General features: G+C 44.7%; 15 protein-coding genes. 7 read left to right on the top strand and 8 right to left on the bottom strand.

Features of this window, described 5'->3' with window-relative positions:
- Positions 1-346 precede the first annotated feature (346 nt).
- The gene (locus ACNAZ4_RS12125; protein WP_214706445.1) at positions 347-1129 is read right to left on the bottom strand and encodes an undecaprenyl-diphosphate phosphatase; all 783 of its coding nucleotides are present in this window, start codon (positions 1127-1129) and stop codon (positions 347-349) included.
- A 316-nt stretch (positions 1130-1445) separates the two neighbouring features.
- Between ACNAZ4_RS12125 and rodA the strand changes: the two genes are divergently transcribed.
- Positions 1446-2621, top strand: coding sequence for a rod shape-determining protein RodA (rodA, locus tag ACNAZ4_RS12120; protein WP_415814721.1), 1176 nt, complete (start codon positions 1446-1448; stop codon positions 2619-2621).
- Positions 2622-2649: 28 nt separating this feature from the next.
- Here rodA and ACNAZ4_RS12115 read toward each other — a convergent pair whose 3' ends face one another.
- From ACNAZ4_RS12115 to ACNAZ4_RS12100, 4 genes are all read right to left on the bottom strand, one after another.
- Complete coding sequence (locus ACNAZ4_RS12115; protein WP_415814720.1) at positions 2650-3717, bottom strand: Ger(x)C family spore germination protein; 1068 nt, start codon at positions 3715-3717, stop codon at positions 2650-2652.
- Positions 3707-4804: a GerAB/ArcD/ProY family transporter gene (locus tag ACNAZ4_RS12110; protein ID WP_415814718.1), complete on the bottom strand. Its 1098-nt coding sequence runs from the start codon at positions 4802-4804 to the stop codon at positions 3707-3709. Before ACNAZ4_RS12110 ends, ACNAZ4_RS12115 begins: the two co-directional genes overlap by 11 nt.
- A gap of 20 nt (positions 4805-4824) precedes the next feature.
- A complete protein-coding gene (locus tag ACNAZ4_RS12105; RefSeq protein WP_415814717.1) occupies positions 4825-6369 on the bottom strand; it encodes a spore germination protein in 1545 nt (514 codons plus the stop codon).
- Positions 6370-6629: 260 nt separating this feature from the next.
- Complete coding sequence (locus ACNAZ4_RS12100) at positions 6630-7592, bottom strand: ABC transporter substrate-binding protein (RefSeq protein WP_415814715.1); 963 nt, start codon at positions 7590-7592, stop codon at positions 6630-6632.
- 250 nt (positions 7593-7842) lie between these two features.
- Between ACNAZ4_RS12100 and ACNAZ4_RS12095 the strand changes: the two genes are divergently transcribed.
- The 5 genes from ACNAZ4_RS12095 to ACNAZ4_RS12075 are packed head-to-tail and all read left to right on the top strand — an operon-like array spanning position 7843 to position 11761.
- Positions 7843-8847: a FecCD family ABC transporter permease gene (locus ACNAZ4_RS12095; protein ID WP_415814714.1), complete on the top strand. Its 1005-nt coding sequence runs from the start codon at positions 7843-7845 to the stop codon at positions 8845-8847.
- The gene (locus ACNAZ4_RS12090; protein ID WP_415814712.1) at positions 8844-9899 is read left to right on the top strand and encodes a FecCD family ABC transporter permease; all 1056 of its coding nucleotides are present in this window, start codon (positions 8844-8846) and stop codon (positions 9897-9899) included. Before ACNAZ4_RS12095 ends, ACNAZ4_RS12090 begins: the two co-directional genes overlap by 4 nt.
- A 23-nt stretch (positions 9900-9922) precedes the next feature.
- The gene (locus ACNAZ4_RS12085; protein WP_415814711.1) at positions 9923-10744 is read left to right on the top strand and encodes an ABC transporter ATP-binding protein; all 822 of its coding nucleotides are present in this window, start codon (positions 9923-9925) and stop codon (positions 10742-10744) included.
- Positions 10741-11514 (top strand): IucA/IucC family C-terminal-domain containing protein, encoded by a 774-nt coding sequence (locus ACNAZ4_RS12080; protein ID WP_415814709.1) that lies wholly within the window; start codon positions 10741-10743, stop codon positions 11512-11514. Before ACNAZ4_RS12085 ends, ACNAZ4_RS12080 begins: the two co-directional genes overlap by 4 nt.
- 4 nt (positions 11515-11518) lie before the next feature.
- Positions 11519-11761: a YusU family protein gene (locus ACNAZ4_RS12075; RefSeq protein ID WP_415814708.1), complete on the top strand. Its 243-nt coding sequence runs from the start codon at positions 11519-11521 to the stop codon at positions 11759-11761.
- A 149-nt stretch (positions 11762-11910) separates the two neighbouring features.
- On the opposite strand, the gene ACNAZ4_RS12070 is transcribed toward ACNAZ4_RS12075, so the two are convergent.
- Together ACNAZ4_RS12070 and ACNAZ4_RS12065 are read right to left on the bottom strand one after the other, a co-directional pair.
- Entirely contained in the window at positions 11911-12252 is a 342-nt protein-coding gene (locus ACNAZ4_RS12070; RefSeq protein WP_415814707.1) for a spore coat protein, read from the bottom strand.
- Between the two features lie 26 nt (positions 12253-12278).
- Positions 12279-12563: a hypothetical protein gene (locus ACNAZ4_RS12065; protein WP_415814706.1), complete on the bottom strand. Its 285-nt coding sequence runs from the start codon at positions 12561-12563 to the stop codon at positions 12279-12281.
- A 216-nt stretch (positions 12564-12779) separates the two neighbouring features.
- On the opposite strand from ACNAZ4_RS12065, the gene ACNAZ4_RS12060 reads away from it, so the two are divergent.
- Complete coding sequence (locus ACNAZ4_RS12060; protein WP_415814705.1) at positions 12780-13697, top strand: proline dehydrogenase family protein; 918 nt, start codon at positions 12780-12782, stop codon at positions 13695-13697.
- A 66-nt stretch (positions 13698-13763) separates the two neighbouring features.
- Here the strand turns inward: ACNAZ4_RS12060 and ACNAZ4_RS12055 are convergent, their stop codons facing one another.
- Positions 13764-13895: a YuzL family protein gene (locus tag ACNAZ4_RS12055; RefSeq protein WP_144478469.1), complete on the bottom strand. Its 132-nt coding sequence runs from the start codon at positions 13893-13895 to the stop codon at positions 13764-13766.
- Positions 13896-13964 lie beyond the last annotated feature (69 nt).

Here is a 13964-nt window from a genome sequence, read left to right as displayed (position 1 = left end):
GCGACGGTGGCTGCTGATAAATGCACAGTATTCTGTGCACAAGCCTGCCTTCAAATTGAGCAGCACATCTCTGTGCACAAGCCTGACATGAAAAAATGCACACCATCTTGTGAATGGTGTGCATTTTTATGTGCAAGGTGAACTGGAAAAAATAGCGCGGAATTTCCAGTTCGCTATATAAAATAAAAAGTCGCTATAAAAATTAAAAAGTCGCTATAAAAATTAAAAAGTCGCTATAAAAAATGAAAAGTCGCTATAAAAATAAAAAAGTCGCTATAAAAAAATAAAACTCGCTATAAAAAGTAAAAACTCGCTATAAAATGAAGATTTTGGGCTATGAAAAATTTCAAAACTGCCCGCTATACTGAAAATACAGCACAATCAGCCCGATTACCCATACATAAATCGCAAAAGGTTTCAGTGAGCGCTTTTTTAAATAGCCAATCATCCATTTTACGGCGATATAACCGAAGATTGCAGCTGAAATGATGCCAATCAGTAAAGCCTGGAGTGAAATGGTCTCGCTTCCGCCGCTGAACAGGTCCTTTCCTTGCAAAACGATTGCGCCGAGAATGGCAGGCGTCGATAGCAGGAAAGAGAAGTAAGCGGCAGTCTCACGGTCGAGCTTCCGCCACAGTGCAGCGACAATCGTCAGCCCCGATCGGGAAATGGCCGGGAAAATCGCCGCAGCCTGGAAGGTCCCAATCACAAGGGCATCTGTATAACTGATATCATCCATTTTCTTTCGCCCATTTTTAATCGAATCCGCGAACCACATCAAGGTTCCGGTGATCAGGAATTCCCAGCCAATCGTCACACCTGTTTTGGAGATTTCATCAAAATAATCCTCAAACAGCAATCCGACAACAACCGCAGGAAGTGTACCGACAACAAGCAGGAAGGTCAGTTTCCCGAACGGATTTTTCAGCATCTTGATAAATTCATATCTGTAAAAAACAAATACCGCCAGCAGCGTCCCGACATGGAGCATCGTGTCGAGCAGAAGGCCGGCTTCCTCGAGCCCGAACAGGTTCCGGCCGAGATAAAGATGTCCCGTCGAGCTGATTGGCAGGAACTCGGTCAACCCCTGAATCAGCCCAAGAATGAAAGCTTCAATTTTCGATAACATGAAGAATCCCCACTTTTTCAAAGACTTTGTCCATTACCAAGCTATGAAACATGTCCCGATGGTATGCAAGCTATTTTTGCCGGCAAGATCGGAAGGTCCTCCATGCGGTGTGATCCCATCAGATTGTGCAATCTGTAATCTTGCTGCAGCAGCCACATATGTCAATATGCCTGTTTCAAGTATAGGTGTATATGTAATAATAACCATTTCAGAGTCAGAAGTTGAGATTTATTGTCGAAAAAAATATAATGAAGTATTGAACAGTTCTTCTGATTTTTTTGCGGAAAACGTCCTTCATTTAAAAAGGGGAATAAACATGACAACGAATCAAAAAAATAATACCCGGCTCGACTATGGGCTGGTTACGATATTGATCCTATTATTTCTTGCAAGCTGCATCGCCATATACAGCGCCCAGACGACAGGGCAGTATGGCTCTGAAAACTTCCTGATCAAACAGATTATCTGGTATATCATCGGTGCCGGCATCATCACCGCCGTCATCACGCTTGATTCCGACCAGCTGCAAAAGCTGAGCTGGTATGCGTATGGGTTCGGCCTGTTGCTGCTTGTGGGAATCCTTATTGCTCCGCCAAGCATCGCCCCGGTCATCAACGGTGCCAAAAGCTGGTACAAGGTGCCGGCAATGGGGACACTCCAGCCATCTGAGCTAGTGAAGGTGTTCATCATCCTGGCGCTGGCGAGAGTCATTGTCGACCACCACCAGAAATACCGCTTAAAGACCATCCAGACCGATTTTTGGCTGTTGGTGAAAATCGGGTTGGTGACGATGGTGCCGCTCTTGCTCGTCATGCAGCAGCCTGACCTTGGGACATCGCTCGTGTATATTGCGATCATGCTCGGGATGGTTTTCATTTCCGGCATTACCTGGAAGCTGCTTGTGCCCATTTTTGGGACAGGTCTGACATTGGTATCCATCATTTTCTACTTTGTCATCTGGAAGCCGGAAATCCTTGAAAAATACCTTGGCGTGAAAGAGTATCAATTCGGCCGGATCTATTCCTGGCTGGATCCATATAATTACCAGAGTTCTACCGGTTTCCAGCTGACGAGGTCACTGCTGGCGATCGGATCAGGAGAAACAGTCGGGAAAGGATATGGAACAAGGGAAGTATATCTCCCGGAAAGCCATACGGACTTCATTTTCAGTATCATTGGTGAGGAGTTCGGATTTGTGGGGGCAAGCGTTCTTGTCAGCTTGTTTTTCCTGCTGATCTACCAGATTACAAAAATAGGAATGGAAACGAAAAACGATTTCTATACTTACATCTGTGTCGGTGTCATCAGCATGATCACTTTCCACGTCTTCCAGAATATCGGCATGACGATCGGACTTCTTCCAATCACGGGAATCCCGCTGCCATTCATCAGCTACGGAGGCAGCTCCCTGATGGGGAATATGCTCGCCGTCAGCCTGATCTTCTCGATACGGTACCACTACAAAAAGTATATGTTTGCAACATCCACGTAAAAAGAGCAGGAATCGATTCCTGCTCTTTTTATTCAATAATTCCTACCTCTGTAATGATGACGTCGGTGTTTACATGCACAGTCAGATTTTTATATTCATCTTCCCATTTTTTAAAATCAAAGCCTCTCGTTTGGGTTTTAATGAACTGGCCGAATCCAACCGGGTCAATGCCCTTTTCCTGAAAGTCTTTAATCATCGAAGAGGCTTCTTTGTTGACCTGGGCTTCGAATTGCTTTTCGATATCTTTGATGATTGCTGGTGTTACGAGATTCCCGGTATATTCCCGTATCAAGCCCTTAATTTTGATATCCACTGTGATGGTATAAGGGTCCCGTTTTGTCAGCTTTATTTTATGTTTTGAATCCAGATCTTTTATAACGGCTTTTTTATTTTCCACGGAAAGCTTAAAAGACCCTTCGCTGAACTTATCTGTCAGCAGCTTAAAAAAGAACATTTTTTCAGGGGGAAGTTCGCTTATCATCCGGTCGCCTTTGAATAATGCAATCCCGACGATATCAACGATCTCAGGCTCCACCCTTTTTAAGATGGGAAGGTAAGGGTCCTTTCCTTCCTGAAAAAAGTCGAAGGTAAACAAATGCATATTTGTGACAGGGAGATTCCGGGTTTTCATATTGTGCTCAATCAGTTGGGATAAGTGGACGGCGTTCCCGCGGTTTCCATATGTACCGGTTAAAATGCTTTTTGCTGACTCATGAGCTACGGCAAAATAAACCCCGGCGCCGATACTGGCATCACGCTGAAAAGCATCGGAATACTCGCTGATGCCATTTTTGGCAATATCCTCTCCAAATAAGGCAATTTCCAGTGAGCCGGTGACGATTGGCTGGGCAGACTTCCGCTGTACCTCCTGGATGAGATCCATACCGCTTGAAGCCCTGGCAGAATAAGTGAAATTCCCAATTTTTTTATCAGGATTGAAAATGGGGATCATGACAGTTCCTTCAATTTTGCCATCCTCGACCATATCATAACCTACACCCATTTCAATATTGACATCATCAATGATTTCTTTTTCGACACAACCGGAAAGGATGACCACTGCAGCGGTAAGCAGAAATAGCGTTTTAATTCTCATTTTTACTTTTCACCTTCTTCGCGATCAATGTGGCGATAAATAAAAAGGGGATATAAACATAGGTCATGGCGAAGCCGATTTTTGCTGTCCAATCATTCAGAAGATTAATTTTGGCACGAGTGTCAAAGAACATGATCGCAATTAAACAGATCAGTGCAAGAATAATGACGCCTTTTCTTTGCCGCAGCTTGAATGCCCGTTTTAAAATCATGCTGCCACCCCAAAGGGCAATGCAAACATTCGGCAAGATGATCAAATTCCAGTTGGCAATCCCGATGTATTCAAACCTTTCGACGAAAGGCATCGTGACGATTTTCCACATATCGAGCGTGGCCCAAATGGATTTTGCGAGCTGGCCTTCCGAAAAAAAACTGAATGTAATGATGGCCAGGATTGTATAGATCATTGTCGTCAAAAAAACGCCAAGATGTGCCCATTTTTGTGACTTCGGCGCATCTTTTATGAATGGATAGAAAAAAAGCGGGATCTCGAATCCGATATAGGTCAACGACATATTATAGGCGCTCGTTGCAAGTTCTTTAAATGAATGATCGAAAATGGGCAGAAGGTTCCGGAATTCTGCATATTTTAGTGCGAAACCGAAGGTCAGCAGCAGATAACTCGGCAGGACAATGCAGAAAAAGGCAATGCCTGCTACTGTGCGAAACCCTCCAAATACGATATAGATAGAAAGAATCAAAAACACAAAGCTATACCAGAACGTACTGATTTCAGGAAACATCCAGACCTGGATGACTTCAATAAAGGTCCGTAATACAGCCATTGAAAAAATAAGCAGGTAGACAATGAATACGGAGCTTAACAGATTGCCGATTTTTTTGCCGAACACATATGTGTTCGCGGCAACAATATCTCCTTCGACTGTCCCGCAAATTTTATAAATCATCCAGATGATGATATGGATACTCAAGCCGGCAGCAATAACGGATATCCAGGCATCATAGCCTGCAGCCTTTGCGATGATCCGCTGATAACCCAGTACCCCGATGCCGATTTGCATGGACATGATCAAATAGAGAACGAGAAAGGGTGAAACTTGCAATCTTTCGGGTACTGGCTGCTGCATGACTTAAAAACCTCCAATTCTCATTCATCAATGTCCTTTTTTTCCTTTGCCTTTTTCTCACTGAAGCGGACAGGATTTTTCGTCCTCAAATATTGTGGCCGATTGTATTGCATCGTAAACGGCAATCGGATGATTGCATCCTTGAAATCAGTGACCCTGGGCGGGTAAAGAGGTTCCAAAAATGGCCTTCCCAGAGATGTCAGTCTAAGCAGATGGGTCAGAAGGAACGAAAAGGAAACGACGATTCCAAGCAAGCCCCAGAGCTCTGCGAAGAACAGGAATGGAAAACGAAGCAGCCTGATCGTGTTGCCCATCCGGTAAACAGGTGTTGTAAAGGACGCCAGTGCGGCGAGCGCCACAATGATCAACAGGACGTTACTTGTAAGGCCGGCTTCAACGGAAGCTGTCCCGATAACGATACCGCCCACGATACCGATCGTCTGGCCGACCTTGGTTGGCAGCCGGGCTCCCGCCTCACGCAAGAGTTCGATTGTAAGCTCGAGGAACAATGCTTCCAGGATAGGAGGGAGCGGAATTTCCCTTCTTGAAGTGATCAATGTACTTAGCAGGTCCTTCGGGATCAATTCATAGTGATACGACAAGGTTGCCACATAAATCGGCGTAATCAGAATCGAGAAGGCAACAGCGAACAAACGGACCAACCGGAAAAAAGAAGAGAGTAAATAATTCAGGAAGTAGTCTTCGAATGACCCGAAAAATTCGACCAGGGTCGTGGGACCGATCAGCGCATGTGGTGAACCGTCAACAAGGATCGCGACTTTTCCTTCTGCGAGTACTGCCGCAATCCGGTCAGGCCTTTCCGTATCGAGCAGCTGAGGGAAAGGAGAATTCTGGTTATCGGAAATCAATTGCACAATATAGGAACTGTCCGTAATTTCATCAAATTCGATATCCTTTATCCGCTGAATCACCGTATTAACATTTGTCTCGTTCGTAATGTCCTCCATATAAAGGATGGCGATCCCGCTTTTTGAAAGCGAACCAACCGTATACTTTTCGATGACCAACTCTTTTACAGGAATCCTTTTTCGGATCATATTTAAATTCTGGTCGATGGACTCAACAAATGACTCCTTAGGCCCGATGACACTGAACTCGACTTCGGGCATTCCGACTGCCCTAACGACTTCCTTCTGTGCGGCAATGAATGCAAAGTATTTCTCTTCATTTTCAAGAGTCAACAGCACATATCCATTAAAGAGCTTAACCTCAATATCCTCGTTCTTGTCCGATACCTGGACATCAGCGACGGGAACCAGCTTTTTGACATCTTCAATGGTTGAAAAATCACCTTCAAGCAGGCCAGGGAGAGCATTATTCTGCAGGATGCTTTCATCCACAAGAGTGGAAATGAAAGAAAAACAGAATTTCTTTCCTGTTTTTTGGTTCACATAAAAGGTCTTTTGGTAATCGTGCGACTTATATAGCGTATTTTCCCAGCCATGGTCATTTAGATATTGTTCAGGCTGTTGGCCCTCGGTATCCTGTCTTGCGGCTTCTTTTTCGATATCTTCCAGCAGTTTTTTCTTAAATAACTTTCTCATTGCACTCTCCGCCAATCTTGGTTTACGTTTATCATTTCCGAAATTGGGAGGAATATGAAAAGTCTTTGTGTAATTTTGTTAGAGATACCTTCAATCATCAGCTTTGTGTTAAATTGGAAGCCGGTTAAAATGAAAAACCCGCATATCATTGCGGGTTTTCTGATTTATATATGGGGTGGGGGGGAGTTAAATAAAATCTTGGGGGGATTTTATTCAAGGCCTATTTTATAATCAAAATCAACAAAGTTTGAGAAAAGAGTCTATTTCAACATATGTTTTTCAAGATCATCTAGCATCAGGTTTGCAGCCATGACACCTCCAGCTGTATTCCAAATCGCATCGTCCACTTTGTACACTTCACCTTTTTTCGCTACTTCAAGGTTTTTGAATAGTGGGTCCTCGATCCATTCCTTTTCAACTTCAGTTGCTTTGCCGTCACCTTCATCATATGTGAAGTAGAACAGGATATCTCCGTCCATTGCGGGAATCCGTTCCTTGGTTACGCCTTTTTCAGCAAAGTCTTCTTGATCCTGGCTTTCTGGACGGGCCAAGCCAATTTGTTCGAGGATCACGCCAGAGAATGAGTCCTTATGGTAAATGCGTACATCTCCAGCCATGAAGCGGACCATGGAAACCTTCGTATTTATTTTATCTCCAAGCTTTTCTTTTAGATCTTCAATACGCTTGTCATAGGCAGCTAGTACTTCCTTGCCCTTTTCTTCTTTGTTCACAGCTTTTGCATAAAGCTCAAAGTTGTTTTTCCAGTTCCCGCGAAGGTCCTCGGCAAAAACGGTAGGGGCAATCGCCTTTAGCTGTTCATAAATATCTTCCTGGCGCATTTTATTGCCAATGATCAGGTCTGGCTTAAGTGCTGCGATTGCTTCTACATTAACCTGGCTCTCGACACCGACAACTTTGACATCCTTCATATCATCAGCGATATGTCCATACCAGGGATCACCAGTCCATGATTGGACAGCACCAACAGGAGTGACTCCAAGGGCAAGAAGTGCTTCCGTACCTTCATTTGTCAGGATGACCACCTTTTCAGGAGTCTTTTCCAGGGTAGTCGTACCCATAGCGTGTTCCACGGTATAGCGTTCTTCTTTTTCTTTTGGCTTTTTAGCTGTATCTTTCGCCTGATCCTCATCTGTCCCGCATGCCGCCAAAAGCAGGATGGTGAAAATGCTGATAAGAATAAGCAGGTGTTTCTTAGCATTCATATGTATTTCCTCCTAAATGTTATTGATAATCATTTTCAATTACCGCATCCTTATGATAAAATGCAAGAGGAGAGGTTGTCAATCATAATTGATAATGATTTTCATCATCAATGACATTTTTGTGAATAGTTCTTTTCAAATGATGAAAATAGAGCTGATTTCACTTACAGTAAATAAACAATATAAGCAACTTTTATAAATGGCCGCTTCTTTAGGAAGCAACAATGTAAACAAGAAAGGTTAAATCATTATGCTGCTGAAAACCAATGGTCAAAGATTGGCGGGACTCATGGCCGCCATCATCTTAATAGTCTTATTAATATGTGCGAGTATCGTTTACGGATATACTGATACTTCATGGGGAACTGCTTTTGATGCTTTCACCAACTATGATGGATCAAATGAACATATTATTATTCAATCAGTTCGGCTGCCACGGGCGCTGATTGCTGCAGCAGTCGGTGCAAGCCTGGCGATTGCGGGTGTCCTGATGCAGACATTGACGAAAAACCCGCTTGCATCACCTGGTATTTTCGGTGTGAATGCAGGGGCGGGCTTTGCAGTTGTAGTGGCTGTGACGATTTTTTCAGTCGGCAGCCTGCAGGCTTTTGCATGGATTTCCTTCTTAGGTGCTGCTCTTGCGGCTGTCAGCGTCTATGTCATTGGTTCGGCAGGACGTGAAGGGTTGACACCAATGAAATTGACACTTGCAGGCGCTGCGATGAGCGCAATGTTTTCATCGTTCACCCAGGGCTTGCTCGTATTGGATGAGGCTGCACTCGAACAGGTGCTATACTGGCTGGCGGGCTCTGTCCAGGGACGGAAGCTGGAAACACTCATCGGTGTCCTGCCGTATCTGGCAATCGGCTGGATTGCGGCTATTCTGATTTCCGCGAAAATGAATATCCTGTCAATGGGTGAGGATGTGGCCAGGGGACTTGGTTTGAATACCGGCTTTGTAAAGCTTGGCGCAGGGGTAATCATTGTCCTCTTATCGGGCGGTGCTGTCGCGGTGGCTGGACCAATTGGCTTCATTGGGATTGTGATCCCTCACTTGACGAGAGGGGTGGTTGGGATTGACCATCGCTGGGTCATTCCTTTCTCGGCGATTTTTGGCGGGATGCTGCTACTGGCGGCGGATATCGCTGCCCGATATGTGCTAACGCCTCAGGAAATCCCTGTTGGCGTGATGACGGCGATGATTGGAACTCCATTTTTCATTTTTATTGCGAGAAAGGGGTTCAATGGGAAATGAGCCAGTATAAGAGTTTAAGACTTTTCAAAGATAAATTATCTTTTTTGATCGATAAAAAGGCCGCTGCGATTTTTCTTGGTCTGCTGATTACCGCATTTGCCGTGTTTGTCATCAGTACTGGACTGGGCGATATGGATATAAGCCCAATCAGCGTGATTGCTGTGTTTTTTGGTGGGGGAAGCGATATGGAGAGGCTGGTCGTGCAGTCGTTCCGTCTTCCGAGAATTATCGTTGCTCTTATGGTTGGGATCAGTTTGGCCGTTGCGGGAGGGCTTCTTCAGGGGATGATCCGGAATCCGCTTGCTTCACCTGATATTCTAGGGATCACCGGAGGAGCTTCTGTAGCCGTTGTTGGGTTTTTGGCTATTTTCAGTGATGATAACAATGCTTTGACAGTAAGTATAGAATGGATGCCGGTTGCTGCATTTACTGGTGCCGCGAGCGTCGCCTTCCTGGTGTATTTTCTTTCCTGGAAAAATGGAGTATCACCTGTGCGCCTCGTCTTGATTGGAATCGGGATTTCCGCGATGATGCAGGCTTTGACCACACTGATGATGATCATGGGACCGATCTATCGTGCCAGCCAGGCGAATATCTGGATCACCGGCACGGTGTATGGATCGACATGGGGAAATGTTGCCGTGCTCGTACCCTGGACAGTCATGATGCTCTTGATTGCCTTCATCCTTGCCAGAAATGTGAACGTACAGGAATTAGGGGAAGATATAGCCACAGGTGTCGGGGGACATGTCCAGCGGCAGCGTTTTGCACTTTTGCTAGTCAGCACTGCGTTAATAGCCAGCTCGGTCGCTTTTGCCGGAGGAATCGGTTTCGTCGGCCTGATGGCGCCGCATATGGCGAGAAGGCTTGTCGGCTCGGCATTCGGGGCACTTTTGCCGGTATCAGCTCTTATTGGCGGTATCTTGGTCATGCTCGCTGATTTGATCGGACGTACGATGTTTTCGCCATTAGAGGTCCCCGCAGGCGTATTTACCGCCGGAATCGGCGCACCGTATTTTATCTATCTGCTATATAAAACAAGAAATTCTTAAACCTGACAGAAAGGGGAATGGACATGACCCAGGCTATCGAAACGGAAAAACTGACGCTCTCCTATGGAGATTCGATCATTATAAATGAGTTAGACATTCAAATTCCCAAAGGAGAGATTACTGTTTTTATAGGAGGCAATGGCTGCGGCAAGTCGACCTTGCTCCGTTCGATCGCGAGACTTCTTAAGCCTAGGGAAGGATCCATCCTGCTTGAAGGAGAATCGATCGCGAAGCTGTCAACAAAGGAAGTTGCCCGGAAAATGGCCATCCTTCCCCAATCTCCTGTCGCGCCAGAAGGGTTAACGGTCCTGCAGCTTGTCAAACAAGGCAGATATCCTTACCAGACATGGCTGAAGCAATGGTCCGAAGAAGATGAAAAGAGTGTCAACAACGCGTTAAAAGCGACGGGCATCGAACATCTTAAGGACCGTACAGTCGATTCATTGTCCGGGGGACAGCGGCAGCGTGCCTGGATTGCGATGACCCTTGCCCAGGATACAGACATTATCCTTCTCGACGAACCAACAACATATCTGGACATGACGCATCAAATCGAAATTCTTGATTTGCTTTATGAGTTGAATGAAAATGAAGGCAGAACGATTGTCATGGTTTTGCATGACCTGAACCTTGCCTGCAGGTATGCCCATAATATCGTTGCGATCAAGGACCAGAATATTTTTGACCAGGGAAAGCCGGAAATTGTCATTAACTGCGGTCTTGTGAAGCATGTTTTTGGTATGGATTGCGAAGTCACGATCGATCCGCTTTTCGGTACGCCATTATGCATTCCACATGGTAAAGGCCGCCGTATCCTAAAGGTTGGGGCAGGAGCAACGACATGAAGGCTGAATTAACCCCAAATGAAATAGCTATTCTTGCGAATTATCGTTTTGTTGTTGCTGAACCCGAGCAGGAGGTTCAGATCGACTTCAGGCCTTTCATGGATGAAGCTGCTATGGGTGTTTATTTGAACAGGTTCAATAAAGGGCTAAAGGCACCAGATATGAAGACGGCGGCATCGGTTTTTATGAAAAGGCATGCTTTTCTCGCAGTTCTCTACTTATATTCAATGAGCGCTTTTAACAAAAAGCTCGATGTCTCTCCTGAAAATATTATCCTGGCTGATGCCATCAAGGATGGATTATGGCTGCCCGAGTTTTATCTGAGAAGCAAGATTGCCGAAGTATGTCCGGACAAGGACCGGGAAAAGTGGCGGATGGAAGCAGTAAGGCACTTGTTTGTCGATAATCTGTTTCCTGTCATGGATGCCATCTCGAAATCCGCAAACATCTCAAAGCTGGTGCTCTGGGAAAATGTAGCGGTCTATATCTTCTGGCTTTATGAAAAAATACTGAATGAATCTGGTGACCCTGATGTCAGGGTGAGGGCAGAAGAGGACTTTGCCTTTTTGGTTGAGTCAGCACCCGGCAGACTATTCGGAAGGTATTATAAAAACCCAATTGCAAAATATTACACTGAACCCATCTATCAGGAAGATTTCGATTCATATATCAGGGTGCGCAAAACCTGTTGCTACAGCTACAGGCTAAAAGAAAAAGGCGGTTTCTGCAAAACTTGTCCCCGAGCATGCGGCGGGGTAAAAAAGGAGTAGGGTGATGGAGAATAATTTGAATGAACAAATCAATGGATTATTAGAAAAGTATACTGAACTTCTGGTCGGAGAAGCCACAGATGAAAACATTCAAAAGGTAAAATCATGGATTCTGTACGGCCATATCGCGAAGTCAATGCCTCCGCTGGCCAAGCACTGGAACGCGGAATATCCGGAGGCCAAAGAGCAGATCAAGAATGTGATTTCGGAAATCAAGGAATTGAATGAGCGTAACCGCAAGAAATAGCGAAGGAACCATCTCCAGGAGAGGTGGTTTTTTTGTGTGGAAAATTCCTTCATAGGTATCGATATTTGCCTTAGGTGAAAAGAAGACACAAAAAAACTAAATAAAACCGGACATTTTTGCCCGGTTCGGTGATTAACACATATATGCACTTACTGAAGCTGCTGGCCGCCATATGGGAATTGATTACTGTAACCCTGAAATTGCTGATGAGATTGCTGAAGCTTTTGTGCGTCTGCGGCTTCCACACCGTACCAGCCATTTTTGAACATCAGGTTATAAAGGCTGCGCTGGGCATTGGCAGTTTCGTTGTAAATAGCTAGTACATCCTGATAAAGCTGGTCGTGGCTCAATTCATTTAATGCAGTATCATACCCACGTGTCATGTATTTTTCAGTAGTTAAGATATCGTTAACAAAATCACGGTCATTCATCTGCGGTGTCTTCTGCACCTGGGTTTCTGGATTCTGGATTTTCTGCTGATTCTGGTTCATCCGCTTTTCCTCCTGTCTAGTTGGATTTATTGCATTCCCGGTGTCTGGGAAATGGCCTGGTTTTGCTGGCTGTTCAGGTGTGTAAGAATCTTCTGGTAATGCTTCTGATGCATTTGGCCGCACTTCTCGATTTCCATCTTAAGCTCCTGATCCTGGCATTGTTGTGCAAAGAAATGTGCTTTTTTCATGGCAAGTAAATTCCATGAAAGCATATCTGTTAGGTATAAAGAGTCTTTGGTGGATACAACGGATGGCGGCGTCTGCATGATCCCTTGCTGCTGGCCCTGAAAATTCATGTTTTGCTGCTGCATAATCGAACCTCCTGTTTTATGTCATTCCTACGGATATTATCGTTCCCGGGGCGAAATAAAGTATACCGGACAAGATTCGCCAAAAAAGAACATTTTCCTACGAAAGTAATATTCAAAGTTATAAAAAAGTGATAAAATGATTTTGCAAAATAGATATAGATGAAGCAATTTTTTTAAAGGGTGTTGTAATCGTTTTCATTAAGGGGAGGAAAAGCTATGGAACAATTAATGAGGAACTTCTTTCTTTTTCTATCGAAAAATAAATTTTTCACCAAGATGGCGAAGAAATACGGCCTGCGCTTAGGTGCAAAGCGCTTCGTTTCCGGTGAAACGGTCGAGCAGTCAGTGGCAGTCATCAAAGAACTCAACAGCAAAAATCTTGCGGCAACCGTCGATTTCCTTGGCGAATTCGTCGACAATGAAAAAGAAGCGAACGAGAGAGCGGAAAGTTCAATTGCGATGATCAAAGCAATCGGCCGCGAAAAATTAAATAGCCAGATGAGCGTCAAAATGACTTCGCTTGGCTTTGATATTTCCGAAAAAGTTGTCATGAACAATATGCGCCGCATCATGGATACAGCCAAAGAGAATAATGTATTTGTGACCATCGACATGGAGGATTTCGAACGCTGCCAGAAGACATTGGATATTTTCAAGCAGCTGAAGTCCGAATATGACAACATCGGCACAGTCATCCAGGCATATCTTTACAGGACAGAAAAAGATATTGAGGAGTTGAATCAATACTCACCGAATCTCCGTCTTGTCAAGGGAGCCTACAAAGAATCTCCGGAAGTTGCTTTCCCTGAGAAGAAGGATGTAGACGAGAACTTCAAGAAGATCATCCAGATGCATATGCTGAATGGCAATTACACAGCAGTTGCCTCACACGATGACAATATCATCAACTTCACGAAGGAATTCGCGAAGGCGAACAATATCCCGAAAAGCCAATTCGAGTTCCAGATGCTATTTGGAATCATGCCCGAAAGGCAGCTGCAGTTGGCCGAAGAAGGCTATACAATGCGCGTGTATGTTCCATTCGGAACTGACTGGTACGGTTATTTCATGCGCCGCCTTGCAGAACGCCCGGCGAACGTTGCATTTGTGTTAAAAGGAATGCTCAAGAAATAAATCACAGGCTGACAATGTCAGCCTGTTTTTTAATCCAGCTCCAGCGTTCGTGATGCGCTTACGCTTTTATTTTTTATACTGGCTGTTCTGGCTGTTTTGTTTTCTTTCTCCGCCCTTACCCATTGACGGGCCTGCATCGCCTTTCACGCTTGCCGCACTGACCCCAGCCTTTGATGGATCCTTTTTCATTCTTGCCATGTTTATACCTCCGTGTTTTCAATGATAAAAGTACCGCCTTTATAGATTGCCCAAGTCTGAAAAAATAAG

The sequence above is a fragment of the Mesobacillus thioparans genome (assembly GCF_965138835.1).
Lineage (GTDB): Bacteria > Bacillota > Bacilli > Bacillales > Cytobacillaceae > Mesobacillus > Mesobacillus thioparans.
Note: the sequence above shows the minus strand (reverse complement) of the source record. Positions and strands in the feature narration are given on the sequence as shown.

Excerpts from the sequence above, each read along its gene's own strand:
- ACNAZ4_RS12125 (WP_214706445.1), bottom strand. The coding sequence starts at position 1,129 with ATGTTATCGAAAATTGAAGCTTTCATTCTTGGGCTGATTCAGGGGTTG.
- rodA (WP_415814721.1), top strand. The coding sequence starts at position 1,446 with ATGACAACGAATCAAAAAAATAATACCCGGCTCGACTATGGGCTGGTT.
- ACNAZ4_RS12115 (WP_415814720.1), bottom strand. The coding sequence starts at position 3,717 with ATGAGAATTAAAACGCTATTTCTGCTTACCGCTGCAGTGGTCATCCTT.
- ACNAZ4_RS12110 (WP_415814718.1), bottom strand. The coding sequence starts at position 4,804 with ATGCAGCAGCCAGTACCCGAAAGATTGCAAGTTTCACCCTTTCTCGTT.
- ACNAZ4_RS12105 (WP_415814717.1), bottom strand. The coding sequence starts at position 6,369 with ATGAGAAAGTTATTTAAGAAAAAACTGCTGGAAGATATCGAAAAAGAA.
- ACNAZ4_RS12100 (WP_415814715.1), bottom strand. The coding sequence starts at position 7,592 with ATGAATGCTAAGAAACACCTGCTTATTCTTATCAGCATTTTCACCATC.
- ACNAZ4_RS12095 (WP_415814714.1), top strand. The coding sequence starts at position 7,843 with ATGCTGCTGAAAACCAATGGTCAAAGATTGGCGGGACTCATGGCCGCC.
- ACNAZ4_RS12090 (WP_415814712.1), top strand. The coding sequence starts at position 8,844 with ATGAGCCAGTATAAGAGTTTAAGACTTTTCAAAGATAAATTATCTTTT.
- ACNAZ4_RS12085 (WP_415814711.1), top strand. The coding sequence starts at position 9,923 with ATGACCCAGGCTATCGAAACGGAAAAACTGACGCTCTCCTATGGAGAT.
- ACNAZ4_RS12080 (WP_415814709.1), top strand. The coding sequence starts at position 10,741 with ATGAAGGCTGAATTAACCCCAAATGAAATAGCTATTCTTGCGAATTAT.
- ACNAZ4_RS12075 (WP_415814708.1), top strand. The coding sequence starts at position 11,519 with ATGGAGAATAATTTGAATGAACAAATCAATGGATTATTAGAAAAGTAT.
- ACNAZ4_RS12070 (WP_415814707.1), bottom strand. The coding sequence starts at position 12,252 with ATGAACCAGAATCAGCAGAAAATCCAGAATCCAGAAACCCAGGTGCAG.
- ACNAZ4_RS12065 (WP_415814706.1), bottom strand. The coding sequence starts at position 12,563 with ATGCAGCAGCAAAACATGAATTTTCAGGGCCAGCAGCAAGGGATCATG.
- ACNAZ4_RS12060 (WP_415814705.1), top strand. The coding sequence starts at position 12,780 with ATGGAACAATTAATGAGGAACTTCTTTCTTTTTCTATCGAAAAATAAA.
- ACNAZ4_RS12055 (WP_144478469.1), bottom strand. The coding sequence starts at position 13,895 with ATGGCAAGAATGAAAAAGGATCCATCAAAGGCTGGGGTCAGTGCGGCA.